This is a genomic window from Archangium violaceum, assembly GCF_016859125.1.
Lineage (GTDB): Bacteria > Myxococcota > Myxococcia > Myxococcales > Myxococcaceae > Archangium > Archangium violaceum_A.
The window spans coordinates 2,437,568-2,464,044 of sequence record NZ_CP069338.1 but is presented as its reverse complement, the minus strand read 5'-3'; the positions used below and the strand labels follow the sequence as shown (position 1 = coordinate 2,464,044).

The 26,477-nt window shown below is 69.4% G+C and carries 21 protein-coding genes; 12 read left to right on the top strand and 9 right to left on the bottom strand.

Translation table 11 applies throughout. The features are described 5' to 3' along the window. Positions 1-79 precede the first annotated feature (79 nt). From JQX13_RS10575 to JQX13_RS10560, 4 genes are all read left to right on the top strand, one after another. The gene (locus JQX13_RS10575; RefSeq protein ID WP_203408911.1) at positions 80-1,867 is read left to right on the top strand and encodes a hypothetical protein; all 1,788 of its coding nucleotides are present in this window, start codon (positions 80-82) and stop codon (positions 1,865-1,867) included. 70 nt (positions 1,868-1,937) lie between these two features. Next, the gene (locus JQX13_RS10570; protein WP_203408910.1) at positions 1,938-3,017 is read left to right on the top strand and encodes an NAD(P)H-dependent flavin oxidoreductase; all 1,080 of its coding nucleotides are present in this window, start codon (positions 1,938-1,940) and stop codon (positions 3,015-3,017) included. Positions 3,018-3,123: 106 nt separating this feature from the next. Then, positions 3,124-4,314 (top strand): hypothetical protein, encoded by a 1,191-nt coding sequence (locus tag JQX13_RS10565; RefSeq protein ID WP_203408909.1) that lies wholly within the window; start codon positions 3,124-3,126, stop codon positions 4,312-4,314. Continuing rightward, positions 4,301-5,128, top strand: a complete 828-nt coding sequence (locus JQX13_RS10560) for an SEC-C domain-containing protein (protein WP_203408908.1) — start codon at positions 4,301-4,303, stop codon at positions 5,126-5,128. The genes JQX13_RS10565 and JQX13_RS10560 overlap by 14 nt, the downstream gene beginning before the upstream one ends. A gap of 62 nt (positions 5,129-5,190) precedes the next feature. Here the strand turns inward: JQX13_RS10560 and JQX13_RS10555 are convergent, their stop codons facing one another. Continuing rightward, entirely contained in the window at positions 5,191-5,643 is a 453-nt protein-coding gene (locus tag JQX13_RS10555; RefSeq protein WP_203408907.1) for a hypothetical protein, read from the bottom strand. A 318-nt stretch (positions 5,644-5,961) separates the two neighbouring features. On the opposite strand from JQX13_RS10555, the gene JQX13_RS10550 reads away from it, so the two are divergent. Further along, the gene (locus tag JQX13_RS10550; RefSeq protein ID WP_203408906.1) at positions 5,962-6,309 is read left to right on the top strand and encodes a hypothetical protein; all 348 of its coding nucleotides are present in this window, start codon (positions 5,962-5,964) and stop codon (positions 6,307-6,309) included. 85 nt (positions 6,310-6,394) lie between these two features. Here JQX13_RS10550 and JQX13_RS10545 read toward each other — a convergent pair whose 3' ends face one another. Next, entirely contained in the window at positions 6,395-7,051 is a 657-nt protein-coding gene (locus tag JQX13_RS10545) for a hypothetical protein (protein ID WP_203408905.1), read from the bottom strand. 189 nt (positions 7,052-7,240) lie between these two features. On the opposite strand from JQX13_RS10545, the gene JQX13_RS10540 reads away from it, so the two are divergent. Next, positions 7,241-7,435, top strand: coding sequence for a hypothetical protein (locus JQX13_RS10540; protein ID WP_203408904.1), 195 nt, complete (start codon positions 7,241-7,243; stop codon positions 7,433-7,435). A 4-nt stretch (positions 7,436-7,439) separates the two neighbouring features. Here the strand turns inward: JQX13_RS10540 and JQX13_RS10535 are convergent, their stop codons facing one another. Continuing rightward, positions 7,440-8,108, bottom strand: coding sequence for a potassium channel family protein (locus JQX13_RS10535; RefSeq protein WP_203408903.1), 669 nt, complete (start codon positions 8,106-8,108; stop codon positions 7,440-7,442). A 6-nt stretch (positions 8,109-8,114) separates the two neighbouring features. After that, positions 8,115-9,908, bottom strand: coding sequence for a TrkH family potassium uptake protein (locus tag JQX13_RS10530; RefSeq protein ID WP_239015272.1), 1,794 nt, complete (start codon positions 9,906-9,908; stop codon positions 8,115-8,117). A 185-nt stretch (positions 9,909-10,093) separates the two neighbouring features. Here JQX13_RS10530 and JQX13_RS10525 point away from each other — a divergent pair, with 185 nt between their 5' ends. Beyond that, positions 10,094-13,735, top strand: coding sequence for a two-component regulator propeller domain-containing protein (locus JQX13_RS10525; protein ID WP_203408901.1), 3,642 nt, complete (start codon positions 10,094-10,096; stop codon positions 13,733-13,735). Between the two features lie 25 nt (positions 13,736-13,760). On the opposite strand, the gene JQX13_RS10520 is transcribed toward JQX13_RS10525, so the two are convergent. Beyond that, entirely contained in the window at positions 13,761-14,363 is a 603-nt protein-coding gene (locus tag JQX13_RS10520) for a hypothetical protein (protein WP_203408900.1), read from the bottom strand. A gap of 89 nt (positions 14,364-14,452) precedes the next feature. Here JQX13_RS10520 and JQX13_RS10515 point away from each other — a divergent pair, with 89 nt between their 5' ends. Further along, on the top strand, positions 14,453-15,223 hold the full coding sequence (locus tag JQX13_RS10515; RefSeq protein ID WP_203408899.1) for an SIMPL domain-containing protein: 771 nt from the start codon (positions 14,453-14,455) through the stop codon (positions 15,221-15,223). 73 nt (positions 15,224-15,296) lie between these two features. Here the strand turns inward: JQX13_RS10515 and JQX13_RS10510 are convergent, their stop codons facing one another. The 3 genes from JQX13_RS10510 to JQX13_RS10500 all read right to left on the bottom strand — a co-directional run bounded on the left by JQX13_RS10510 (position 15,297) and on the right by JQX13_RS10500 (position 18,824). Continuing rightward, a complete protein-coding gene (locus tag JQX13_RS10510) occupies positions 15,297-15,755 on the bottom strand; it encodes a DUF2267 domain-containing protein (RefSeq protein ID WP_203408898.1) in 459 nt (152 codons plus the stop codon). 116 nt (positions 15,756-15,871) lie between these two features. After that, a complete protein-coding gene (locus JQX13_RS10505) occupies positions 15,872-17,302 on the bottom strand; it encodes an IgA Peptidase M64 (protein ID WP_203408897.1) in 1,431 nt (476 codons plus the stop codon). Between the two features lie 25 nt (positions 17,303-17,327). Further along, positions 17,328-18,824, bottom strand: coding sequence for a PEGA domain-containing protein (locus JQX13_RS10500; protein ID WP_203408896.1), 1,497 nt, complete (start codon positions 18,822-18,824; stop codon positions 17,328-17,330). A 420-nt stretch (positions 18,825-19,244) separates the two neighbouring features. On the opposite strand from JQX13_RS10500, the gene JQX13_RS10495 reads away from it, so the two are divergent. Next, the gene (locus JQX13_RS10495; RefSeq protein WP_203408895.1) at positions 19,245-20,258 is read left to right on the top strand and encodes a diacylglycerol/lipid kinase family protein; all 1,014 of its coding nucleotides are present in this window, start codon (positions 19,245-19,247) and stop codon (positions 20,256-20,258) included. Positions 20,259-20,273: 15 nt separating this feature from the next. Here JQX13_RS10495 and JQX13_RS10490 read toward each other — a convergent pair whose 3' ends face one another. Continuing rightward, complete coding sequence (locus tag JQX13_RS10490) at positions 20,274-21,083, bottom strand: hypothetical protein (RefSeq protein WP_203408894.1); 810 nt, start codon at positions 21,081-21,083, stop codon at positions 20,274-20,276. Between the two features lie 309 nt (positions 21,084-21,392). Here JQX13_RS10490 and JQX13_RS10485 point away from each other — a divergent pair, with 309 nt between their 5' ends. The 3 genes from JQX13_RS10485 (at position 21,393) to JQX13_RS10475 (ending at position 26,367) form a co-directional block, all read left to right on the top strand. Beyond that, complete coding sequence (locus tag JQX13_RS10485) at positions 21,393-23,414, top strand: endo-1,4-beta-xylanase (protein ID WP_203408893.1); 2,022 nt, start codon at positions 21,393-21,395, stop codon at positions 23,412-23,414. A 181-nt stretch (positions 23,415-23,595) separates the two neighbouring features. Then, a complete protein-coding gene (locus JQX13_RS10480; protein WP_203408892.1) occupies positions 23,596-24,783 on the top strand; it encodes a glycosyltransferase family 4 protein in 1,188 nt (395 codons plus the stop codon). A 546-nt stretch (positions 24,784-25,329) separates the two neighbouring features. Beyond that, positions 25,330-26,367 carry an AraC family transcriptional regulator gene (locus JQX13_RS10475; protein WP_203408891.1) on the top strand — a complete coding sequence of 346 codons (1,038 nt, stop codon included), beginning with the start codon at positions 25,330-25,332 and terminating at the stop codon, positions 26,365-26,367. Positions 26,368-26,477 lie beyond the last annotated feature (110 nt).

Below are 26,477 nucleotides of genomic sequence, written 5' to 3'. Positions count from 1 at the left end.
TGCCGATCGGGGGCATTGGATTCGAATGTTCATTGGTGTATCCATAACCAAGCATCGAATCCGTTCGAGGAGCCCCCGAATGCACGATGATTCCGGTATTGGGAAGGTTTTTTGGAAGCGGCTGCCCGGGCAGCGGCTGGGTTTGACGGTGGGAATCATGGCGGCTGGCGTGTCGGGGTTGTTCCCCGTCGCGAGTCTGGCCGAGGGGTCTCCTCCCTCCAATGTCATGTTCCTGGTGGACAACAACGGGGCCATGCAGGAGTACTCCGAGTATCTCCCCGAGGCCTTCACGCCCGGCTTCTATCCCACCCCCGAGGACCCGGCCCCCGGCGATCTCGGCGGTGACGGGCCCGCCGGACACAACATCAACACGGGCTGCACGGACCCGGCGCTGGTCGCCGCGATGAGCTGGTTCGACAAGGACAGCTCGGATCCGGCGAAGAATGGCTCCGTCAGCATCGACGCGGATTCCACGCTGGGTTCGAAGTTCTTCGAGCCCGACAGGTTCTATCATTCGCGGGGGCGGCGTCTGGCCTGGCAGACGGATGAGTACCCGTTCTCGGTCTCCAGCGACTTCAACTCGCTGAACTCGCACGGCGACGCGCTGACGGCCTGCTACACCGTCACCAATTGGAAGGACGCGTACTTCAACTCGCCCATGATGGACGAGTGCATGACGTGTCTGACGACCAGGGGCTGGTGGCGTGGCCCGATGGTCTCCGCGCAGACCTCGCCCGGTCTCGATGGCCCGAAGCCGAATCCCGGTGAGGCGCCGCTTCCTCCCGAGGCCTTCCGCAAGTGGGTCGTCAGCGGCCGTGTCCTCAACGTGCGTCCGCCCAAGTTCGTGGTGGCGCGCAAGGCGCTCAAGGACGTCATCGCCCAGGCGTCCAACGTGCGCATCGGACTGGCCACCCTCGGAAGGGACCAGGGTTGGTTCGATCCGCCGGAGCTCCTCATGGGGATGAGCCCCACCTGTGACAAGTCCACCCCCACCGTGGACGAGACGGCGCTCGACCGTGCCGGTCTGATGCGTGCCGTCAATCAGATTCAATTCCGCAACCTGGACCGCAACGTCGGTGAGTCGTTGTTCGGCCTGGGCGGCTACTTCTCCTCCCAGATGCTGGACAACCAGTGGGGCAACTGGTTCGCGCAGCCCATTGATCCGGGTTGGGGCTGGCCGGGATGCTGCGACGGTGGCACCTATGACAACCCGTACACGGGCCAGTTCGGTGCGACCTGGGCCGCCGCCCCCGACGAGTGGCTCAAGGCGCCGTACATCGATGACGAGCGGGGAATCTATCTGCCGGGCCAGCCCTGGGAGGCGGCCGAGGGCGATGACAGGTCCATCTGCTTCGACAACCAGCGCACGGCCGTCGTCGTGGTGACGGGAGGCACGCCCCGCTACGAGGACAACTCGGTGCCCATCACCAAGATGATGGAGCTGCTCATCGCCCAGGGGGCCGCGCACCCGGATGAGTCGCCGGTCCGGTTCAACCCGGCCGACCCCGAGCACAACCCGAGCGTGGGAGGCATCAACTACTGCGACCAGGCCGTGAAGTATCCCCCCGCCAGCGGGACGTACACCAAGGCGGACTGCGACTACACCGACTACAACTGGCCGGCCGGTCTGGGCGTGGGCAACAAGAACTTCATGGATGACGTGGCCTTCTTCCTGTCGCACATGGATCTGCGTGGCGACCGGCCCGGCCACGAGCCCGTGCAGACGTACGTCGTGGGCTACGGCACGGACAGCCCCATGCTCCAGAGCATCGCGAAGGCGGGCGAGGGTGGGTTCTTCCGTGCGCAGAGCGTCTCCGAGCTGCGCGACTCCCTGACCGTCATCGTCGACACGGTTTCGGTGCCCTAGACGCACCGCGGTGCTGACCCGGAGGACCGGGGCTCTTAATGTAGCGGCCGAACCCCATGGGAGGGACGGCATGCCCCGGTCCAACGCCTGGAGTCACCTCGCGTCGTTGTTCGGAGTCGAGCACCCCATCATCCAGGCGCCCATGGCGGGCGGAGCCACGACGCCGGAGCTCGTCGCCGCCGTGTCGAACGCGGGCGGGCTGGGCTCCACCGGGGCCGCCTACCTGAAGCCAGAGGACATCGTGAAGCACTCGCGCCGCGTCCGCGAGCTCACGGACCGGCCCTTCGCCATCAATCTCTTCGCGCCCCTGCCCCCGCCCGGCGAGGTCGACCCGAGCCGGATGCTGGCGGTGCTGGCCCGCTACCATCAGGAGCTGGGGCTCGCTCCGCCCCAGCCGCCGGCCTCCCCGCTCCCGCCCTTCGAGGAGCAGGTCGACGCCATCGCCGAGAGCGGGGCCCGGGTGTTCAGCTTCACGTTCGGGATCCCCCCCGCCGAGGTGCTCCAGCGGCTGAAGGCGCGCGGGATGGTGCTCGCCGGGACCGCCACGACGGTGCGGGAGGCGCGGTTGCTGGAAGCCGCGGGCGTGGACGTCGTGGTCGCGCAGGGCAGCGAGGCGGGTGGCCACCGGGGCACCTTCGCGGGGCCCTTCGAGGCGGCGCTGGTGGGCACCATGGCGCTGGTTCCCCAGGTGGTGGACGCCGTGCGCCTCCCGGTGGTGGCGAGCGGCGGCATCATGGATGGGAGGGGCATCGTCGCCGCGCGCGTGCTCGGGGCGGGTGGCGTGCAGCTGGGGACGGCCTTCCTGACGTGCCCCGAGTCGGGTATCGCCGCCGTGTACAAGGCCGCGCTCCGGGAGGCGCGGGACGACATGACGGTGGTGACGCGAGCCTTCTCCGGCCGTCCGGCCCGTGGGCTCGCCAATGCCTTCACGGAGGCGCTCGCGGACACGAAGGAGCTTCTTCCGTACCCGCTCCAACACGCGGCCACGACGCCGTTGCGAAGTGCGGCGGCGGCGCGGGGCGATTCCCGATTCATCGCGCTCTGGTCGGGTCAGGCGGCCGCGTTGTCTCGAGGGAAACCGGCGGCGGAGTTGATGCGGGAGCTCATCTCGGAGTCCGAGCAGCTGACCCTCCAGGTCACGGAGCGGTAGTCCCCTCTCCCTCTGGGCGAGGGGGCAGCAGCACACGGGTGTGCACCCGACATCAAAGGTCATATTTTCGTGCCAACTTCTCCGGTCACGTCTACAGTGGGCGGCCATGGGGAACAAGCGGCACGACAAGGCACCGCGGGGGCAGCGGCTCCCGACGGATTCGAGTGGGGCCACCGGGAGTGAGCGGGAAGCGTCGGGGTTGCCCCTGACCTTCTACGAGCGTCTGGCGGAGGCCTCCGTGGACGAGAAGCTGGCACTGGCGCGCGAGGCCGCCAGTCACCCGGGGTTCGACGAGGAGGATGCCTTCGAGGTGGGCAGCCGCGTCGAGGAGGCCCTGTCGGCGGCCGGCCGGTACGCGGAGTTCGAGGGGCTGCTGGACGCGTGGAAGGAGCGGGCTCCGAAGGTGCACGACGCGGAGCCGGCGGTGCGCACCTGGCGCGCGGAGCTGGCCCTGCGCCTGCCGGGCCGGGATGTGAAGGAGGCGCTCGTGTCCGTGGCGCGGCTCACGGGGGACGCGGAGCTGGTGTCACGGCTGGCCGAGTGGTGTCTCTTCCGGGGGCGGCTCGATGAGGCGCGGGCGGGGCTGATGGAGGCGTGGCCGCGGGTGCGCGACGACGAGACGGTCGCCGAGTGGACCCGGGTGGACTACGTGACGCGTTCGGTCCTCACCTGCATGGACGCGGCGTTCCGGGAGTCGCCGGACCTGTCCGTGGATCAACTGGATGCGCTCCTCGTGCCCTTCGCCCAGGTGGTTCCGCTCTGGGTGCGTGAGGGGCTGCTGCTGCGCACCGGCCGGGCGCAGTGGTTGCGCATGACGGGCCAACAGGTGGTCGACCTGTCCTCGGAGGCGTTCTTCGACGAGCAGCGGGTCCTGGTGATGGCCCTCGAGCCGGAGCTGCGGGCGCGGCACGGGTGGCCGTTGGGGCGCACGCAGCTGCTCTTCCCGGAGTTCTTCAATCTGTTGCCCGGCCCCTTCGGGCACCATGGCAGGGCGGAGCGGGCCATGTTCCTGCTGCTGCCCGTGCTCAGTGACCTGGAGCATTGGGTCCGCGGCATGGTGGAGGAGCGGGCCCTGCATCCACACATCCATGCCGCCACGGCGCTCGCGCTGCGTCCCTGGGGCGAGTTCCTCGTCAGGCTGGGGCTGGTGGCGCCGGAGGAGCTGGCGCGGTGGTGGGAGCGGGCCTGGCAGATCCTCTCGGCGCTGCCCGAGCAGTTCGCGGCCGCGAGCGATCCCCTGCTCGTGGAGGAGGTTCGCTCCTCGCTCCAGGGAGGTGGGTCCGATGCGGGCCGGTGATGCTCGTGCGCTCGTGCGCCGGTTGCTGGAGCACACGGCGGAGCTCCCCGAGGACTTGAGCTCGGACATCGTTTCGCGAGGCCCCGAGGTGGTGGCGCCGCTGGTGGAAATCCTGAGCGACGCGTCACTGGCCGAGATGAGGGCTCCGGGAGAAGGCTTCGCGCCCATCCACGCGGCCAGGTTGCTGGTTCGCCGGAGGGACCTCGCGGCCGTGCCCGCCCTGGTGGAGCAACTCATGCGCTCCATGCCTGGGGAGGTGTTCTATGACACGCTCCTGTCCGGGTTGGAGGAGCTGGGGCCGGCGGTGACTCCCGTGGCCCTGGAGGCGCTCGCCCGTGCCCGGACCCCGGACGAGCGCTTCGGGCTGCTCTCCCTGTTGTCACGGGGCGGTGTGAAGGATGAACGCATCTACGCGGCGCTCCTCCAGCAGTTCGAGGAGGACCCCGTCCAGGGGGCGATGAACCTGGCGCGCTACGGCGACGCGCGGACGCTCGAGCCCCTGGTCCGGGCGTTGGATGCGTGCTCGGTGGCGGAGGACGAGGAGGATCTCTTCGCCCACCAGTCCGTCATCGAGCTGGCGATGGCCATCGAGACGCTCGGAGGGACGCTCAGCGGGGCGCAGCGGGAGAAGGTCGAACGGGCCCTGCGTGCACGTCGGCGGCTGGTGGCGATGTTCCAGAGCGTGCTGGAGTCGCTGCCTCCGCTCCCCGCGCCCCGGAGGAAGGATCGTCCCGGGCGCAACGAGCCCTGCTGGTGCGGCAGCGGGGTGAAGTACAAGAAGTGCCACCTGAGCCGTGACGCCCGCGGTGGGTAGTGACCGGGCCCCGGTGCGCTGCTCGTTCCGGGGCCCGGTGGGACGAAGGGGTGACTACGACCTCACTGCTGCGCGGCTTCGGCCGACGGCGTCTCGCAGGTCACGCGGAAGTCACGCGTCTCCGCCTGGTAGTCCCGCAGCTTGAGGGGCTGCTGCGCCGGCTCGAGCGTTGGCGTGCCCGCGTTGCCACACTTCCAGTCCGGCGACGGCGTCACGGTGAGCTGCAGCTCCGGGCCATCGCTGGGCAGGCCGGAAACCTGGTAGCTGCAGCGGCCGCGGCTGACCTTCACCATGCGGCTGCCGAGCACGTCCTCGGGTGCGTCCGCGTAGGCCACCTTCACGGTGAGGCCCTCGCAGAAGTCCCCGGTCTTCGGGCCCACCTCGTCGGCCAGAGAGATGATGCCTGTCACGGTGCCGTTTCCTTCACGCTCCGCGCGCCCCCCGGTCGCGCTACGGCTCGTTCCACAGCCAACGGCGGTGGAGAGCATCAGGACGGCGATGGTGATGCGATTCATGGATGTCGGGCTCCTCTTACTCGATGGGGTAATCGCCTGCTGTGCAGGCGGCCTGGGAGGCGCTACTCCGACAATCCGCCCGGTCCTTCATTCCAGACATGTGCTCGTGTGGATGGTGCGGTGACTTCCGGGTTGTTCAGGGAGTCAGGGGCGGATTTCCATACGCGGAGTGCGGGGGATAAGGCGGGTTTAATCGAGGGAAAATCGAGGGGCTCCGGGGAGGGAATCGCCTGGTCGCCCGTTGGCGCACGAGTGGGTGGTTGCCGTTCGGCCCCCGGGTGGAACAGGGTGGACCCCGAGTGGGAGGCACGAGAGGCGATGAGCGACGAGCAGAGCTGGAGGCCGGTGGAAGAGGGGCGGACGTTGGGGCTGGGAGGCGCGGAAGGCGGTACCATCGTCCGGGACGAGGAGCACCCGGCGGGGTTGCGCCTCACGCTGGAGGAGGACCCGGAGCGCTCGTTCTACGCGCTGACGTGTGGCATTTCGGGGTGGCTGGTGCACGCCCGCCACTTCGGGAGCGAGGCGGAGTCCCACGCGGCCTGGGACGAGATGAAGCCAGCGTTGGTGGAATTGGCGATGCAACTGCCGGCGGGGCCGAGGCGGTTGGATGAGGCGACGCGCGAGGCGGGCGCGAAGCTGGGCGCCTTCATGGCGCGCTTCTCCTGAGTGAGCCCGGGAACGTCAACGGGGAGACCCGAGGGCACGTAGCCCCGGGCCTCCCCTCGTTGCCGCGTGGAGATGGGCCGGCACGTCAGTAGGTTCCACCGAGCTGCAGCAGCGCCCTGTAGCGTCCGTCGCCCACGTCGTTGTCGGGTGCGAAGTCCTGGGCGAACGGGATGTTGTAGTCCACCCGCGCGTCCGCGGTGATCAGCGGGCCGATGTTGTAGCGCAGACCCACGCCGGCCGGCACGTACCCGCTGGTGTCATCCTCGAAGCCGAACACCGGGCTGGTGCCGCGGACGTTGTAGTTCTGGATGCCGATGCCGCCCAGCACGTAGGGCTGCAGCTTCGTCGTGGTGAGCCCGAGGGTGATCGCCGCCTGGCCGCCCTGACGCATGATGTCCGCGCCATCCGCCGTGCCCCCCGGCCCCGCCAGGTCGACGTCGTTGAAGGCGCCGTTGTAGTTGAGCTCGAAGCCCAGCATCCTCGAGGGCTTGACGCCGACGGTGGCGCCATAGGCGAAGCCCGGGTTCAGGGCGGAGGCGTTCGTGCCGGTGTAGCCCTCCGTGCCGCCTCCCAGGAGGACGTAGACGCCCGTGTCCGCTCCCCTGTCCTCGGCCCGGTAGATCGACCGATCCTGCTCCAGGCCGGAGCCGCCGGCGCCCGGCTGCTTCCAGTCCTCTCCTGCCAGGGCCGCGCCACCCCACAGCGCCGCCGCACACAAGCCAATCCGGATGACGGTCTTCATGTGTCGGACTCCTTTCGAGTGTCCGCTGGCAAGCTGGGGGTGTGTGGAATCCGGCTGCAACGGAGTGTGAAGCGCGGCTCGGCTTCCTGCCCGGTGGAACGCCGGAAGACCCTGCTCTTCCCAACCTGGCATGTCAGACCCGGAGTGCAGACTTCGTCCGGTGCCGCATTCCTTCCCGGGAGGCTCTCCATGTTGCACCAGACCGGACAGCATCCATGCACCCACCCGGGCACCGGGTGTCTGGGCCTCCCGCCCGCGGCGCTCGAGTCCAGGCCCCCGCGGTCCGAGGACCCCGCGCTGCCGTCGTTCGTGTCCTCGGCGCCGCCGCGCTCGGACGGAGAGGCGCTGCTGCGGCGCATCTTCTCGAAGGTCGAGCGGGTCTGAGCCGCTAGCGGCCCGGGTCCCACAGTCGCGCGAGCGCGGCCACCCGCTCGCCCTTGCCCGCCAGCAGGAGCACATCTCCCGCGTGGAGCATGGCCTCGGGGATGGGCTCGTTCACCACGCCCCGGTGCTGGATGGCGATGACGTTCAGCCCGTGCGTCTGCCGCAGCCGCAGCTCCTGCAGGCTCTTGCCCGCGGCGTGCTCGGGGACGCGCAGTTCGGCGAGCGCGTAGCCGTTGGGCAGCTCGGTGCTCGACTGCATGCTCGAGTGCAGCAGCAGGCGGGCGAGCTGATCTCCCATCTCCGCCTCCGGGTACACCACGCGGGTGGCGCCCGCGAGCGCGAGAATCTTTCCCCGCTGCCGGTTGGAGGAGCGCGCCACCACCGTCTTCACCCCGAGCCCCTTGAGCACCGCGGTGCCCAGCACGGCGGCCTCGAAGTCCTCCTCGCCCAGGGCCACCACGGCCACCTCGGCCTTGCCCACCCCGAGCACGCGCAGGGCCTCCTCCGAGGTGCAGTCCGCGCGCACCGCCTGGGCCACCACGTCCTTGAGGGCCTCCACGCGCTCGAGCGAGCGATCCACGGCCAGCACCTCGCCGCCGGCCTCGGAGAGGCGCCGTGCCACGTGCTCGCCGAACTGCCCCAGGCCCACCACCACGTACGTCCTGCGCATCATCGTTCCTCAGCCCACGACAATTTTCGTCGAGGGGTAGCTGTAGCTGGCGCGCGCCTTGGACAGCCCCAGGGCGAGCGCGAGGGTGAAGGGGCCCAGCCGCCCGGCGAACATCTGCGCGCACACCACCAGCTTGCCCGTGGCGGACAGCTGCGGAGTCACGCCGGTGGACAGCCCCACGGTGCCGAACGCGCTCACCGCCTCGAAGAGCAGGTCGCGGAAGGGCAGGTGGGGCTCGGCGGCGAAGAGGAGGAAGGCCAGGCCGAAGAGCAGGCCGAAGGAGATGAGGCTCACCGCGCACGCCCGGTACACGGTGGCCGGGGGGATGCTGCGTCCCATCACCTCCACCTCGGAGCGGTTGCGCAGCAGGGCCCGGAAGGTGAGGGCGAGCACCGCCACCGTCGTCGTCTTCACCCCGCCCGCGGTGCCTCCCGGCGAGCCGCCGATGAACATCAGCACTAGGCACAAGAGCAGCATGGGCGTGCCCAGCTTCGCGAAGTCCACCGAGTTGAAGCCCGCGGTGCGCAGCGACACGCTCTGGAAGAGGCTGGCCCACAGCCGCTGTCCCAGGGAGAGCCCCGCCAGCGAGTGGTTCCACTCCAGGACGAGCCAGGCGAGCGTGCCCCCCACCACGAGCGTGGCGCTGGTGAGGAGCACCACGCGCGAGTGCACCGGCAGGCCGCGCCAGGCCCCGCGCACGCCGCGCTCCTTCCACGGCCCACAGTCCAGCAGCGAGGTGACGACGGGGAAGCCCAGGCCCCCCAGCGTGATGAGGGAGATGACGGTGAGGTTGACGCCGGGGTTTCCCACGAAGCGCATCAGGCCGTCCGGGTAGAGGCCGAAGCCCGCGTTGCAGAAGGCGCTCACCGCGTGGAAGAGGGCGTAGAAGACGCGCTCCGAGGCGGCCAGCGCCCGGCCATCCGGGGCCAGTGCCATGGAGGGGTAGAGGGCCAGCGCGCCCAGCACCTCCAGCGTCACGGTGATGAGGGACATGGAGTAGAGCAGCCGCTGGAAGCCCTGGACCGTCTCCTCCTCGAGAATCTCCTGCATGGCCCCGCGCGTGCGCGCCGACAGTTGGCTGCGGAAGGCCAGGGCCAGCGTGGTGGTGAGCGTCATGATGCCCAGGCCGCCCACCTGGATGAGGCCGAGAATCACCCAATGGCCGAAGGTGCTGAAGTAGCTCCCGGTATCCACCACGGCCAGCCCCGTCACGCACGAGGCGCTGGTGGCGGTGAAGAGCGCCACGAGGAAGGGCGCGCCCGTGCCGTCCCGCGTGGCCGCGGGGAACATGAGCCCCAGCGTGCCCACGGCGATGGTGAGCAGGAAGGAGAGGCACAGGAGCGGCAGCGGGCGCTGCAGCAGGGCCTGGAGCACGGGCCGCGCCGGGCGCCACGCCACCAGATCGATGAGCTCGCGAGCCAGCAGGCGCAGGGCCACCAGGGTCGCCGCGCCCCGGGGGCTCCCCGCGCCCAGCGACAGCGTCGCCGGTACGGCGAAGAGCAGGTCCGGCCACCGGTGGCGCCACAGCCTCAGGCGGAAGGCCCAGCCATCGCGCACCAGCTCCCCGGCGAAGGTGGCCACCACCGCTCCGGCCAGCAGCGTGGCCACCACCTCACGCCAGGGACTGTCGTTGCCCCTCACGGTGAACTCGAAGACGAGCAGCGCCACCACCGAGACCTGGTTCGCCCGGCGGGGCCAGTCCGAGCGGTGACGGGGTCGGCGGCGGGGCTCCTCCGGCGGAGGCGCGAGCGCGGGGGGCTCGGGGGCGGGGTCGGGCGTTGCCCGGGGGCTCGTGGCGTTCATCACGGAGAATGGGCGAAGCTAGCACCTTCAAATGAAGTGGAAGCGCCATCGCGGCTGGGGCTCGTCTGGCCGCCTGCCCCCAGGTTTCCTGGAATCCAGGGAAGAAGGGGCGGCCCGGCGTGCGGCGGGAGTTCCCGGGATGGGGTTTGCTCCAGGGACGTCGAACATGGCACATGGTGACTGGAATGCGACGAGACGGGGTGCACGGCCTGCTGGGGCTGGTCATGACGGTGCTCATGGGCCTGGGCGGTCCCGCGCTCGCGTTGGACCCCGCCCGTCGCGTCACGCAGTACAGCCACGACACCTGGAAGGACGAGGACGGGCTGCCGCAGAACACCGGCTTCGCGCTCGCGCAGACGCGTGACGGCTACCTGTGGGTGGCCACGTGGGAGGGCCTGGCCCGGTTCGACGGCGTGCACTTCACCGTCTACGACAGGCGCAACACGCCCGAGCTGCGCGACGAGGTCATCCGCGCCCTCGTCGAGGACGCGTCCGGCACGTTGTGGGTGGGAACGGGGCGGGGACTGCTCTCGTACCGGGAGGGCCGCTTCCAGCGCATGGCTCCGGCGGGACCGGGCGAGGTGGAGGTGTCCGCGCTGGTGCGCGCCTTGGACGGGGGCCTGTGGGTAGGTGCGCAGGAGGGGCTCTTCCACGTGCGCGAGGGCCAGGCGCGGCGCTACGGCACCGCGGAGGGGTTGCCCTCCGAGTGGGTGTACGCGCTGCGGGTGGATCATGACGGGGTGCTGTGGGTGGGCACGGGGAAGGGACTGGTGCGGCTGTCCGGGGAGCGGGTGGAGCCGGTGCGTCTGCCGGGAGCCGCGGCCCGGGCGACGGTGCGGGCGCTGCTCGAGGGCCATGATGGCTCGATGTGGATGGGGACGGACGCGGGGCTCGTGCGCCTTCGCGAGGGGCAGGCCCGGCTCTTCACCACGCGCGACGGGCTGCCGGACGACAAGGTGATGGCCCTGGCGGAGGACCGGGACGGCAACCTGTGGGTGGGCACCGACACGGGCGGGCTGGCGCGCCTGTCGGGGGGCACCTTCTCGGTGCTCGGTCCGAAGCAGGGCTTCTCCAACTCGGCGGTGCTCTCCCTGTTGGAGGATCGCGAGGGCTCCCTCTGGGTGGGGACGATGATGGGAGGGCTCAGCCGGTTGCGGGACGCGCCCTTCGTCACCTTCGGCCAGCCCGAGGGCATCCAGGACGAGCTGACCTCGGTGGTGCTGGAGGATCGTCAGGGGGCGGTGTGGGTGGGGTCCTTCGCGGGCGGGGTGACGCGCCTGAAGGACGGGGTGTCCACCCACTTCGGCCCGGAGCAGGGGTTGCCCCACGCGAACGTCCGTTCCCTCTGCGAGGACCGGGAGGGCCGCTTGTGGGTGGGCACCACCGGGGGCGCCTTCCTCTTCGACGGCCGGGGCTTCTCCCGGGTAGGTCGCGAGCAGGGACTGCCGGACGAGTTGATCTACTCCATCTTCGCGGACTCGCGCGGGGACGTGTGGTTCGGCACCGGCACGGGCCTGAGCCGGTTGCGCCAGGGCACCTTCACGCACTTCGGCGCGGAGCAGGGCGCCCCGTCGGGCGCGGCGCTGCCCGTCGTCACCATGGCCGAGGACTCCGAGGGGACGCTCTGGTTCGGCGCCTTCGGGGGGTTGTACCGGCTGTCGGGCGACACCTTCACCCGCTACACCTCGGCGGACGGGCTGACGGGCAACCGTGTGTTGGACCTGTACGCGGATCCTCGGGGAGGCCTGTGGGTGGCCTCGGGCTCGGGCCTCACCCTGTTGCGCGGCGGGCGCTTCACCCGCTTCACCACCGCGCAGGGGCTCTACGAGGACTTCGTCCTGCGCGTGCTCGAGGACTCGGAGGGCTTCCTGTGGATGAGCAGCAACCGCGGCATCTCCCGGGTGTCCCGGCGCGAGCTGGAGGAGGTGGCCGAGGGTCTGCGCCCCACGGTGCGGCCCGTCTTCTTCGACCGGCGCGACGGCATGCGCAGCTCCGAGTGCAACGGGGGCCTGTTCCCCGCGGGGTGGCGCTCGCGCGACGGGCGGTTGTGGTTCCCCACGCTGCGCGGCGTGGTGGCGGTGGATCCAGAGCGGATGGTGGTGCGCTGGCCCGCGGCCGAGCCGCGCCTGGAGGAGGTGCGGGTGCGGGGCCGGCCGGTGCCGCCCTCGGGCAGGCTGGTGCTGGAGCCCGGGCAGCGGGACGTGGAGTTCCGCTTCACCGCGCTCTCGTTGGGAGACTCCACGCGGCTGCCGCTGCGCTACCGGTTGCTGGGCCACGACCCGGACTGGGTGGATGCCGAGGATCGGCGCACCGTTTCGTATACGAACCTGTCTCCGGGCGAGTACCGCTTCGTGGTGACGGCGGCCAACCGGGACGGGGTGTGGACGGAGCCCGGGGCCGTGGTGGAGCTGAGCGTCATCCCGCGCTTCCGCGAGACGCTGGCGTTCTACGCGCTCTGCGCGCTGGGCGTGGGGGCGCTGGCCCTGGGTGGGTACGTGTTGCAGATGAGCCGGCTCAAGCGGCGCGAGCGTTGGCTGCAGGCGCGCGTGGATGAGCGTACGCGCGAGCTCGCCGCGGCCAACCGCGAGCTGGACGAGAACCTGCGCGCCCTGCGTCAGGCCCAGTCGCAGTTGGTGCAGGCGGGGAAGATGGCCGCGGTGGGCACGCTGGCGGCGGGCGTGGGCCACGAAATCAACAACCCGCTGGCCTATATCGTCTCCAACCTGGAGTACGCCCTCGCGGAGTCGGCGGCGTTGGGGCGGGATTTGCCCGCGGGCGCTCCGGGCCGCCGGCGGCTCGAGGACATCGACCGGGTGCTGGGCGAGGCCCGGCACGGCGCGGATCGGGTGCGGCGCATCGTCCAGGACCTGAAGACGTTCTCCCGGGGCGACGAGGACGCGCGGGGGCCGGTGGACCTGCACGCGATGCTGGACTCGGCCGCCAAGCTGGCCGGCAGCGAGCTGGCGCCCCGGGCCCGGCTGGTGAAGGAGTACGGCGACTCCGGGTGGGTGGACGGCAACGAGTCCCGCCTGGCGCAGGTCTTCCTCAACCTCATCATCAACGCGGCCCAGGCGCTGCCCGAGGGGCATGCGCTGAGCAACGAGGTCCGTCTGGTGACGCGGCGGGACGGGGCGCGGATGGTGGCGGAGGTGCGCGATACCGGGTGTGGGATTCCCCCAGCGGTCATGGGTCGCATCTTCGACCCCTTCTTCACCACAAAGCCGGTGGGTGTGGGGACGGGGTTGGGACTGGCCCTGTGTCACCGATTCATCACCGCCATGGGGGGAGAAATCGCCGTGGAGAGCGAGCTGGGCAAGGGGACGGTAGTTCGTGTGACACTGCGGGCCGCGGCGGCGCCCGTGTCCTCGTCCCAGCAGCAGCAGGGAGTGCGTCAGATGCAACAAGAGCAGGAGGGTGCGCGCGTGCGTGGCCGGGTAATGATTGTCGATGACGATGTGATGGTGAGCTCGGCGCTGCGGCGGACGCTGGCGCGCGAGCACGACGTGGAGGTGGTGACGAGCTCGCGTCAGGCGCTGGAGCTGCTCAAGGGGCCGAAGGGCGCGGAGGTGGACGTCATCCTCTGCGACCTGATGATGCCGGACCTGACGGGCATGGATCTGCACGCGGACCTGACGGCGACGGCGCCGGGAGTGGCGCGCCGGATGGTGTTCGTCACCGGTGGAGCCTTCACGCCGGCCGCGAGGGCCTTCATGGACACGGTGCAGAACGCGCGGGTGGACAAGCCGTTCGATCCCCAGCGGCTGCGCGAGCAGGTGCGCGAGTGGGTGACCAAGGCGCGCAACGCGGAGCCGGGCCAGGCGGCCTGAGGCGCCGGACCCGGCACGCTTCGGCTCAGCTCCGGCTCGAGCCGTCCGACAAGGGAAGCTCCTGCCGCCCCAGCAACAGGTTCGCCGCCTGGGTGAGCACCTCGCGCTGTTGGAGGACGCGCTGGCGGAGAGTCGGATCGAGCCCGTGCAGCAGGGATGGGTCCCTCTCCGCGAGCTGGGCCTGGAGGGCGGCCTCGATGACGCCGCGAGGCGCGTCCGGGCGGACCCCGAGGAGCGCCGCGGCCTGCTCGCGAGAGACCACCGGGGCCGGTGTGGAGGAGGGGTCCGCGAGCTCCTGGGACGAGCCGTACGCGTCCTGGGCCGTGTCAGCGCGGCGCCTGCTCCGGACGAGCGTGAGGGCGAGCGCTCCCAGGAGGGAGAGTCCCGCCACACCGAGCGCCGCCTTCATATGAAGCGGCCGGGCCAGCTCCTCCCGGATGAGCGTCAGCGAGACGCGAAGGGCTTCGCTCTCGTCACCCTCGGCCGACAGGTACTGCCGGGTGTACTCGTCCTCGAGCTGGCCAAGCTGGGCCTGCGAGTAGGACGAGTAGGGCGTCTTGACGAAGAACGCCACATACCCCGCGTAACCTCCCGCGAGCAGCGCGATCAGCACCAGCAGTGTCCGCATGACATCTCCCTGTGGCTGGCGAGAATACCGCGCCTGCTCCTCCGTCAGCAGATTCAAGGCGTGACACCTCATTCACAGGAGGCACTTCGATGCCCGCCGTACGTACAACCCCGCTGCTCGTCCTGCTGCTGAGCACCCTTGCTCCGGTGGCCCTGGCCCAACCCAGGCAGCCGTCACCGGCTCCGGCGCCGCCGCTGGTGAATCCCCTGGCGCGGACCATCCGGGTGGAGGGCACCGGAGAGGTGAAGGTCGCGCCGGACGAGGCCTTCATCGACCTGGCCATGGAGACGCTGGCGCCCACGGCGAAGGCGGCGGCGGAGGAGAACGCGCGGAAGATGGACAAGGTGATCGCCGCGCTGGTGCAGGCCGGCATCCCGCGCAAGGAGATCGAGACGCGCAACTACACGGTGTTCCCGGAGTACGAGCCCCAGCCGAAGCCGAACGCGACGCCCAAGCTGAAGGGCTACCGGGTGAGCAACACGGTGGAGGTGCACGTGCGCGAGCTGGCGCGGGTGGGGCCGCTGCTGGACACGGCCTTGAACGCGGGGGCGAACCGGGTGGACGCGGTGCGCTTCGGGCTGAGCAAGCCGGAGGTGGTGAAGGGGGACGCGCTGCGCGACGCGGTGGAGCGGGCGAGGCAGTCGGCGCAGGTGCTGGCCACGTCGCTGGGCGTGAAGCTGGGGCCGGTGCTGGACGCGAGCACGGTGACGGAGCCGCCGCGCCCCTTCCCGATGGCGGCGCGCTTCGAGATGGCCTCGATGGCCGGAGCCGCGGACGTGTCGACGCCCATCCAGCCGCAGGAGCAGACGGTGAACGCGACGGTGACGCTCGTCTTCGCCATCGAGGGGCAGGGCCGGTAGTCGTCAGGGGGAAGGTACGGGAAACCCCGGGGGGCGATCGTGGCCCTCCGGGGTTTTCATGTCCAACGGGCGCTCAGCGAGGCAGATCCGCGTCGCGGCGCGCGGCGTCCCAGGTACCGGAGATGTTGGGAGGCATCTCGGCGGCGATCTTCTCCGCCAGCCGCTCGGTAATCTGGGAGTGGATGGAGCCGAAGACGACATGGAGCACGAGGCGGACGCTCTCGGGTTCGATCTGCAGCCGCTCGGCGATGTCCAGGTAGAAGTCGTCCTTGTCGAACTTGTGCGCGGGCGCGCTCCGGTCCTTCCAACTGCGCTCGAAGAGCTTGCGCAGACTCTCGGGGAACTGCTCCCTCAACTCCTGAACCAACCCGCCGGGGAGCCGTTCGCAGAGCGCGCTGATCACCGCGTCCGCCGCCTCGGTCGGAGAGTATTCGGGGACCTCACGGTTGATTCGCGCGAGGAAGGACTCCGCGCTCGTTCCTACTCCCTCACCAGACCAGGACTCCGTCTCCTGATTGTGCATCATGGCCATGGGTGTGTCCGCCTCCTTTCCGTGTCAGGTTGGAGACGTACAATCCGGCCCGCAGCAGGCAGGTGAGCAACGGCCTGGCGGCCCGGAACCCCACTCCCGGGCCGCGAGGACGAGGCTCAAGGTGCCTTCTTCGTCGCCTTCTTCGTCGCCTTCGCTCCCTTGCCCGCGTACAGGTCGATGACCTCGGAGATGGCGCGCTGGCACACGGCGCAGAAGGGCACCCGGTCCCGGGTGAACATCACGCAGTCGAGCTGGGGCCGGTAGTAGCCACGGGCCTCGTACATGGCGCCCTCGAAGGCGCCCACCTTGCCGGAGTACTGCTGCTTGCCGAGGAACCGCTCCTCCCAGTCGCGCTGGGCGGTGAAGAGCGCGTCCATCTCCGACTCGGGACGGCGCTCGGCACGGATGCGGCGGCGCTCCTTCTGCACCTCACGCGCGTGGGCCTCGTACTCCTCCTTCTTCCACGGCGTGGGCAGCGGCGTGCTGGCGGCCACCAGGTCCTTCCACTTGAGCGTCGACGGGTCCTTGAGCGCGGTGACGTTCTTCTCCCACGGCTCCACGCGCTCCTCGGCCGGGGCGTAGGCCGACTCGGAGGTGTAGTACTCATCCGCGAGCCCCGCGAAGTGATGGCCGAACTCGTGGACGAAGACGTAGGGGGACCACAGGTTGTCGGCGGCCACGGTGCTGTAGAGGCCGAAGATGCCACCGCCGCCATAGGTGTTGCCGTTGACGAGGATCTCGACGAACTCGTAGGGCGCGAACGCGGCGATGTCGCGGAAGCGGCGGTTCTCGAAGGTGAGGACGTAGCGCTCGCTGCCGAAGGCGTCGTAGGTGGCGCCCACGGGCGAGTCGCGGTGGATGCCGGTGGACGGGCGGGAGATGCCCGACTGCCGGGCGGCCGGCATCAGCCCCCAGACGTTGAAGTCCTGCTTGCGCTCCTTGAAGGGCGAGAAGGTGAAGAGGATGTCCACCAGCCGCCGCGCGTCCTTCTCGAAGCGGGCGCGCTCCTTCTCGGTGTAGCCGTCCCCGAGGATGAGGAAGTCCACCTTGTCCGCCGGCGGACCGTTGTCCAACAGCTTCACCAGCGCGCCGGGCGAGGCGGGCTCGGACGGGTCGACGAACATGTCCTTGGGGTCCACCGTGAGGCTCCACACCTCGCGGAAGGAGTTGTCCTTCGCGCGCTTCTTGAGAATCACCTGCACGGGCTTCTCCGGGGTGGGGAAGCGCAGGGACTCGTGGAAGGTGCGGTTCACCTCGCGCGCCTCGGGCGTCGTCTCCCACTCGCCGTAGATGGAGGCGAAGCCGCGCGAGTACAGCAGGCGGTTCGTGTCGCGGTCACGCACCTCGAAGAGGTACTTGCCGAGGTTGGTCTCGTCGATGGCGCGCGAGGGGCTGCCCGGCCAGGGCAGCGGTTCCACCACGAGCCGATCGAGGCTGAAGCGCTCCTCGGTGGCGTTGCCGGTGTGGAAGTAGTCGACGCGGAAGGTGCGGGGGGCCGGAGCGCTGGTGGCGCTCGCGGCCAGGAGCAGGGCCAGGAGTACGTTCATGCGCGGGAACGTACCCGAGCCGGCGTCAGAACGTCCCGGAGAGCGAGGCGCCCGCCCCGTCCGGGCCCGCCACGACGCCCACCGCCACGGGGGGAGGGGCCTCCGAGGGGGAGAGCAGGAAGAGCACGAGCCCGGTGGCGAGCGCCGCGCCCGAGCCGATGAGCAGCCCGTTGTGGATGCGGACCTTCCCCGCCATGCGGTTGACGATCTCCCGGCCGGCGCGATCACCGGCGCTGACATTGCCGTTGGCGTTGAGGTGGTTGCCCTTCTCGAGCGCCTGCATGTCCTGCTGGATGGCGAGCCGCAGGATGCCCGTGCCCGCCAGGGCCGCCACGCCCGCGCCCAGCGTCACGTACGAGACCACGCGCAGGGGACGCACGGAGCCGGACTTCTCCGTCACCTCGGTGAGCGCGGCCTGCTCGGCGGAAGGCGCCTCCCAGGGAGGCTGGATGTTGGCCTGGGCGACCACGAGGCTCGGCTGGGCCTTCCCGGTGGTGACGAAGTCGACCAGCGCGTTGAGCGACTCGGCCGGGGCGTCGAGCCCCCGCGTCTTGAAACCGCCCTCGCGCAGCTTCTGGCCCCCCTCCACGTTGAGAACGGTGGCGGCGAGCCACTTCGGTCCGCCGTTCGCCCCCTCCAGCTTCACGACGATGACCTCTTCCACGCCCGGGATGGTGCCCCCCAGACGGATGGCGCGGGAGAGCACCTGCTCCCCCTCCTCACTGCTGGAGGCGAGGCACGGGAAGGGATTGGCCGAGATGGAGCCCTCGTAGGCCAGGTCCACGAGCATCGGCATCTCCTCGCCCTGCACCAGGAGCTGACGTGGGAAGCTGACGGCCTCTCCCTTCTTCACGGTGAGCTCGTAGGTGCCGGCGTGCACCTCCATCGTCAGCGGGGTCTGCCCCATGCTCCGGCCATCGAGGAACACCTCGGAGGCGGGCAGGGTGGACTTCACCGAGAGCCTCACCTTCTTCACCCGGGCCATCTCGCGGCGCAGCTTGTCGAAGGCCTGGCGCGTGGAGGGCGTGTAGTAGTCCGGGTCGAGCTCGTACTGCGCGTCCAGCCGCAGCACGCCGCGGAAGGCCTCGTCGCTCTCCTTCACCCGGCCCATGGCGCGGTAGTTGACGGCCTGGAGCAGCAGCGCGTCGACGTACAGCTTCCAACGCGCCCCGCCCACCGGGAGGCGGGCCACCTGCCTCAGCACCTCGTCGAGGGCCGGGGCGACCCGGGTGTAGCGCGCCTCGTAGAACTGGCCCTGGGCGGCCTCGAGCTGCCGCTTGATGTCCTCGAAGCTCCCGGAGGGCTGCGGGAACAGACGCTCGGCGAAGTCCGTCACCGTGAGGACTTTCTCCCCCGGGCGGGCCACCAGCGTGTCGTAGAGGGCCTTGGTCTGACTGCTGAGCTCCGCGTCCTTGCAGTCGCCACTGGCGACCACCATGCGGCGCGGAGCCGCCTCCGCCATGTGACCCAGAGCGAGAGCGAGCACCACCACCAGCGAAGATGAGTTCTTGAGGAAGGTCATGATGTGGAGCGGAATTGCAGGGCCCGTTCCGTCGGCAGCCGGGCGTACGGCCTCGCAAATACCAGCCCGAGCACCGCTCCCACAACCCACCCTCCACGTCCCAAATCGCTGACATTTCGCGGCATTGGGCGGGTGCCGGACTCCCTACCCATCAGGGAGTCCCCACCTCGGGCGCGAGGCTCCGCCGTCTCGATCATGGACGCCCCATCCGGGCCGAGCCACCCCGCCTGCCCGGCGTGGGGGCGAGCCATGCCCTGCGTGCGCCGCCGTGCTTCGTCGCCATCTTGGGCAACGAAGGACCCGCGGACCGGGAGGGGACACCCGGCGGTCGAGGGCCCATGTGTCCGCTACCGGAACGTGACAACCGGTCACACCCGCCATGACGAAGCCGTGACATGGCTTGGGGAGAGTGGCACCGCCATGAATATCGCCGTGATGGTCAACTTGCGCGCACGCCGTGGTTCCGAACGAGTCGGCGGAATGGTGCAGCGCATCTTCCCCCGTGCCCGCCTCGCCCTCACCCGCTCGCTGGATGAGGCCCGGACCTGGATTTCCGAACAGCTCCGTCCCAACCCACCCACGCTGCTGCTGGCCGGCGGGGGAGACGGCACCATCACCGGGCTGCTCAATGAGCTGCGCGCCCAGGGGCTGGCTCTTCCCGCAATCGGCGTGCTGCCCCTGGGCACGGGCAATGCCTGGGCGCGCGTCACCGGAGCGCCGAAGCCCGTGGATGCCCTGCGCCAACTCGCGGCCTGTGGCGAGCGCCTGCCCCCCCTGCGCCTCTTCTCGCTCGTGCGGGTGGAGAACAAGGTGGCGCCCTTCGCGGGCACCGGCTGGGACGCGGAGACGCTGCAGGACTTCAAGGACCATATCTCGAGGTTTCCGGCCGGGCCCCTGCGCGAGGCGAACGGAGGCCTGCGCGGGTACATGGGTGCCCTCTTCACCCGCACCATCCCTCGGCACACGTTCGGCAGGGGCGCCCCGAGGGTGAAGGTGTACAACCTGGGCGCTCCGGCGCTCACCGTGGACGGGCGCGGCACCGTGGTGCCCCTCCCCGGTGGAGAGACCGGCGCGCTCCTCTACGACGGCCCTGTCGGAGTCGCTGGAGCGGCCACCACGCCCGAGTGGGGCTTCGGCTTCAAGGCCTTCCCCTTCGCCCAGGCGGTGCCGCACCGGCTGTCCGTGCGCGTCTACGGCGCCGGCGTGCTGGAGGCCACGCGCAACATGTTCAAGCTGTGGCGCGGGGCGCACCCGCTGCCCAGGATGCACGACTTCCTCGTGGAGCGCCTGCGCATGGACTTCGATCGCGAGGTGCCCTTCCAGATGGGGGGCGACATCATGGGCCTGCGCCGCTCGCTCGAGTTCTCCCTGGCCGAGGAGTCCGTGCAACTGGTGGACTGGCGGCAGCTCAAGCGGCTCGTCGCGAACGCGTGAGGCCCGTGGAGGGCCTCAGCGGGTGGGGCGGTCCGGCAGCCCGAGCACGTAGGTGACGGTGGGCCTGCCGGGCTTGCGCACCTCGCCCACCTCCCAGGTGTAGCCCTCGCGCGCCAGGGAGGCCGTCATGGCGCGCAGCTCCTCGGGACGGTGTGCCCGGAGCGCGGACACCAGCCCATCCCAGAGACTGGCGAGCGGCGCCACAGGTACCAGGTAGGTGAGCAGCAGGCGCAGCGGCGTCAGCGGGCGGATGAAGGGAGTGAAGAGCCACACCATCAGCGGCACCGGCAGCATGACGAGGAGGCCCGCGGGCGTGCGGCGCATCACCTCGAAGGCCGCGAAGGGGACGTTGCGCTCCTGGGCATCCGCGAGCATCCGCCTCACCTGCTCGGGCCGGAGGTGGTGCATCGTGTTGAAGAGGGTGCGCATGCCGCGCAGGTCCGGCGGCACCCGTGTGGCGTCCACCGGCCGTTCCAGGTAGTCGACGCCATGCTCGCGCGCCCGCCGCGCCGCATGGGCGGTGGGGTACAGGTCGCTGAGCACCACGTGGGGCTTCAGCCCGTGCTCCGACTCCAACCGCCGGCACAGTCGGGGCAGGGGGCCGGTTCCTCCCGAGCCCAGGTCGAGCAGCTCCGGTGTCTCCGAGGCGCGCAGGCCCCGGGCGAGGATGTCCGTGGCGGCATCGAAGGCGCCCGTCTTCTCGCTGACGGTGTGGAGGTAGTCCGTGCCCAGGTCCCGCAGGGTTCGCGGGTACCAGTCCAGATCCAACAGCTCGAAGAGGTGGAGGCGCGGGATGAGTGCGGTGGTGGAGGCGGTCCCGGTCATGGCTCGAACGTGCCACCCGCCCCCCCGGTACGCACTGGCACCGGGCGCCAGAACGGCTTGCCGCGGACGCCAACCGGTTCAGGCGGGAGCGAGGTCGGTGAACGGAAAAATTCCCCGCCCTTGAATCATTTGACGCGCATGGAGGTCTTGGAATATTTGTTTTGCTCGAATTGAAGTGAATCAGTGTCTGCGCCTGACTGTTGCCGCTGAGGAGCGCTTCTTTCAACCCTGAGCCCGGTGTTCATGCCCCGCTCTCCGGAGAGGCGGTGTCGGAGCGGAATCCAAGCACGAGGAAGGAGAACGAGTTCAATGAAGGAAAGGCCTGCCCTGAAAGTGCTTCAGACGTTCCTGGCGTCATTCTTGATTCTGCTGCTCTTCTCGTCGGCTCCCGCGTATTCGGAAAACAGCCTGCTCCTCCAGACTGATTTTGAGGATGGAACGGCGCAAGGTTGGACGGGGCGCGGTGGTGTGGAGACGTTGGAGGTGGTAGCGGAAGCGGCCCGTGGCGGCGTGTACGGCTTGAAGGTAGGTGGTCGCGAGCAGTCCTGGCACGGGCCGACGCTGGATGTAACGGCGCACATGGAGCCGGGTCAGACCTACGTGTTCACGGGGTGGCTCAAGCTACCGCCGGCAGCCCCGAGCACCACCGTCTCCATGACGATGCAACGCAGGATGCCGAGCACCACTCACTACGAGAGGATGTACTTCGACACGGTCACCTCCAACGATTGGGTGAGGTTCCAGGCCCAGTACAAGCTTCTCGAGGCGGCGGACAACCTGTCCGTATACTTCGAGGCGCCGGATAACTCCTCGCTGGTCTTCTATATCGACGACTTCCGCGTGGAGAGGCTGCCTGATCTCGGGCCCATCATCATCGAGGAAGGTATTCCTTCGCTCAAGGACGTCTTCGCCGATGATTTCCTGATCGGGACCGCGTTCTCCAACAGTGAGCTCATGGCGGAAGCGGACCGGAAGTTGCTCGCCAAGCACTTCAACAGCACGACACCGGGCAACGTCTTGAAGTGGGACAGCACGGAGCCTCGGGAGGGGGTCTTCGACTTCAGCGGTTCGGATGCCGCCGTTCAGTTCGCGGTCGAAAACGGGCAGCGGATTCGAGGCCATACTCTGGTCTGGCACTCACAAACGCCGGACTGGGTGTTCCGTGATGCGAACGGAAACCTGGCGAGCAAGGAGCTCTTGTTCCAACGGATGAAGAACCACATCAACGCGGTCATGGGCCGGTACAAGGGCCAGATATACGCTTGGGATGTGGTCAACGAGGTCCTCGATGCCTCGCAGCCTGACGGATTGCGTCGCAGCCCGTGGTACCAGATAGCCGGGGAGGAGTTCATCGAGAAGGCATTCCTGTTCGCCCGCGAAGCGGACCCGGATGCGGTGTTGTTCATCAACGACTACAACACACACGAATCAGGCAAGAGCCAGGCCATGTACAACCTGGTCAAGCGGTTGAAGGCCAAGGGGATTCCGATTGATGGTGTTGGACACCAGACGCACATCAGCCTCTACTATCCAACGATTCAGGAGATCGAAAGCTCCATCGCCAGATTCGCCGACCTGGGTGTCGAAACGCACATCACCGAACTGGATGTGAGCGTGTACTCCGACGCCTCGCAGCGGTACGACACGTTCCCGGAGGAGTTGAAGCAGAAGCAGGCCTCCCTCTACAAGCAGCTGTTCGAGGTCTTCAGAAGACACAAGAACCTGATCACCAGTGTCACGTTGTGGGGCAAGGATGACGCGAACACCTGGCTGCGAACGTTCCCGGTGGCCCGCAATGATTGGCCCCTCTTGTTCGATGAGCGTCTGCAGTCCAAGCCGGCCTACTGGGCCATCGTATCGACGCCTCCCTCGGGCGAGCTCGTGCTGCAATACCGCGCGGCGGACACCCAGGTGGGTGATAACGGCCTGAGGCCACACTTCAAGATCAAGAACAACGGTGGCGAGTCCGTGCGGCTGAGCGAACTGGCCATCCGCTATTGGTTCACGGTGGATGGGGAGAAGCCACTTGCCTTCTACTGTGACTATGCCCGCATCGGTAGCTCGAACGTCATCGGCAAGCATGTGAAGATGAGCACGGGGAAGACGGGGGCGGACCATTACCTGGAAATCACCTTCAGCTCCGCTGCTGGCGGCATTCCGGCGGGCGGCGATTCAGGGGGAATCGAGACCCGCAGCCACAAGGCCGATTGGTCGAACTTCGACGAATCCAATGACTACTCCTTCGACCCCTCCAAGACCTCCTTCGCCGATTGGGATGGCGTGACGCTCTACCGGAACGGTCAGCTCGTCTGGGGTGTCGAGCCGCGATGAGGGCGGCCTGGCCGTGACCTCGAAATCACAGGGTCGTCTCGAAGACCCTCGTGGCGGCGGTGGATGCTGACACCCCTCACCAGGGGAGGTGTTCACCGTGTTACGTGTCAGGTCGGTCACGGAGCAGCCACGGCACGACGAAGCCGTGGTACGGGAGCGATGGGGGTCCGCCTCGGGGCCGATGCGCATTGCCTACTTCAGCGAGGCGCTGCTGCCGCTGGTGGATGGTGTGACGCTGACGCTGGCACGGTTGTTCGAGACGCTGGAGGCCCGCCAGGTCGACTTCCGGGTGTTCTCCGCGTTCAGCCCGCCGGAGGACCTGCGGTGGGCGTGGCGTGCGCGGCGCGTCGGCTCCCTCACCTTTCCGCTGTACCGTGATTACCGGATGGGCCTGCCCCTGGGCGGTGGCGTGGCCCGGGAGCTGGACGCGTTCCGCCCGCAGCTCATCCACGTGGCCACACCCACGCCCATGTCCCTCTGGGCGCTGCGCTACGCCCGCTCCCGGGGCATCCCGGTGGTGAGCAGCTTCCACACGCACTTCGTGGCCTACCTGCGTTACTACGGCTTCGGGGCGCTCGAGGACGCCGCCTGGGCCTTCATGCGCTGGTTCTACGGCCAGTGCGCCCGCGTGTATGTCCCCACCCGCCGCATGATGGGGGAACTGGAGGCCCAGGGGCTGCGCCACTGCGAGCTGTGGAGCCGCGGCGTGGACCCGGTGCGCTTCTCGCCCGCGAACCGGGACGAGGAGCTGCGCCGCTCGGTGGGCGCCAGCGACACGGTGCCGCTGCTGCTGCTGGTCAGCAGGCTGGTGCGGGAGAAGGACCTGGAGGTCCTGGTGGAGCTGAGCCGCCGGCTGCGCGCGCGCGGGCATGCCTTCCGGCTGGTGCTGGTGGGAGACGGGCCCATGCGCGCCGAGCTCCAGACGCTGCTGCCGGACGCGTGGTTCATGGGGCACCAGACGGGAGAGGCGCTGGCGCGGTGGTACGCCTCGGCGGACCTGTTCGTCTTCCCCTCCACCACCGAGACGTTCGGCAACGTGGTGCTGGAGTCGCTCGCCTCCGGCGTGCCAGCGGTGGTGGTGGACGCGGGTGGGCCGCCCGAGTTGGTGCGGGAGGGCCACTGCGGCGCCGTGGCCCGGCCCCGGGACGTGGAGGACCTCACCCACCAGGTGGAGGCGCTCTTGCGGCCGGAGGCACGCCGACCGCTCGGTCAGCGTGCGCGTGCGTACGCGTTGCGGCGCGACACCCAGGCCGTCAACGGCGCGCTGGTGGACAGCTACGCCCAGGTCATCGCCGGACGCTCCTGGCCGGAGCCCGTGTCCTCTCAGGTCTCGGGCGCGAGCCGGATCCCCAGGGACTGTGGCGTATAGCCGGGTGAGCAGCAGTCACACGCCGTCCGCTCTCGCTTGAACACATTCACTTCGAGGTGGACCGGCTGGAAGCCTTGCGCCTGGATGTCGAGGACATACTGACCAGGCCCCGTGCCGATGAAGCAGGAGATTGACTCCGGCCCGAGGCGGCTGCACGAGGGGTTCTCCACTCCCGTCACGGTGATGTCGGGGAGTGGCTGTCCAGCGGGTGACCACACGGTGAGCGATACGGGTGGGGTGTATACGGCCGGACAGGGTTGTTCGCGGCAGACCTCGTCGACGGGGTCCTCGGCACAGGCGGACAGCATCAGCAATGCAAGCAGGGAGGGGATTCTCGATGTCATGTCCGGCGGGAATGCAGGGCGCGTACCCGCCCGAGCGCGGGGCTTCTCCATGATGTGCCCCGGCGCGCGGAGGAGGGGGCCTCGAGGAGGTGCCTCGGAAATCAAAGGCGGCATCAAAATATCGAGGGCTGAAGGCTGCCCGCCCAGGGGGGCCAGAACGGCTTGCGGTGGACGTCAGCCGGTCGCTAGCGTCCTCCTGTCGATGTCCTCTCCTCCCGCCGCTCTCTCCTCCCGGCTGGTCCTCCAGGCGCTGAACATCGCGGCCGAGCACGGCGTGCCCGTGGAGGCGCTCTGCCACGAGGTGGGCCTGCACCGGGCCGACCTCGATGACCCCGAGGCGCGCATCCCGTACAGCGTGCTGGACACCGTCATGGAGCGGGCGGTGGAGGTGATGGGGGACGACAACCTGGGCCTGCACATGGCGCGGATGAGCTACGTGGACCCGGATGATGCCGCCTCGCTCGTCATCCTCACGAGCGCGACGCTGAAGGAGTCCCTGGTGCGCGGGTGCCGCTACCAGCGCGTGTGGGGCGATGGGGAGCGCTTCAAGGTGGAGGAGACGGAGCGCGGGGTGCGCATGCGCTTCACCCCGGTGGGGCCCTGGCGTCCGGCCCACCGGCACGTGGTCGAGATCGCGATGGTGCAGCTCGCCACGGGGACGCGCTTCTTCACCGGGGCGGACGTACGGCCGCTCCAGGTGCGCTTCGTCCACCCGGCGCCCGCGGACATCCGGGAGCACGAGGCCCTCTTTGGCTGTCCGCTCGTCTTCGGTGCACCCCACAGCGACATCGAGTTCTCCTACGAGGACGCCGAGCGGCCCTTCGTCCACGCGGACGCGCTGCTGAGCACCATGTTCGAGAAGCAGGCCCAGCGCGCGTTGGCGCGGCTGCCGACGACGGCGAGCCCCTCCGAGCGTGTCCGGGAGCAGGTGCGGCGCACGCTGGCGGGAGGGGACTTCTCCTTCGAGGCCGTGGCGAGGGCTCTGCACATGTCCCAGCGCACGTTGCAGCGGAAGCTGGCCGAGGAGGGACAGAGCTACGCGGGCATCCTGGATGCGGTACGCCGCGAGCTGTCGGAGGACTACCTGCGGCGCCGGATGTCCATCGCGGAGGTCTCCTTCCTGCTGGGCTACGGTGAGCCCGCCACCTTCCACCGGGCCTTCAAGCGCTGGTGGGGCATGAGCCCCGAGTCCTTCCGCCGGGCCCACACTTCCGCTTCCCCTGGGAAAGGGCCGGGGTGAGGCGGCCGCGGCGCCACCAACGGCTCCATGTCCTGGCTGGCGGCAGGTCCGTTCGGAGAGAGACGCGGGTGCTGGTGTCTCTCGTGTGAGAGGGCTGTCGCCGAAACGGA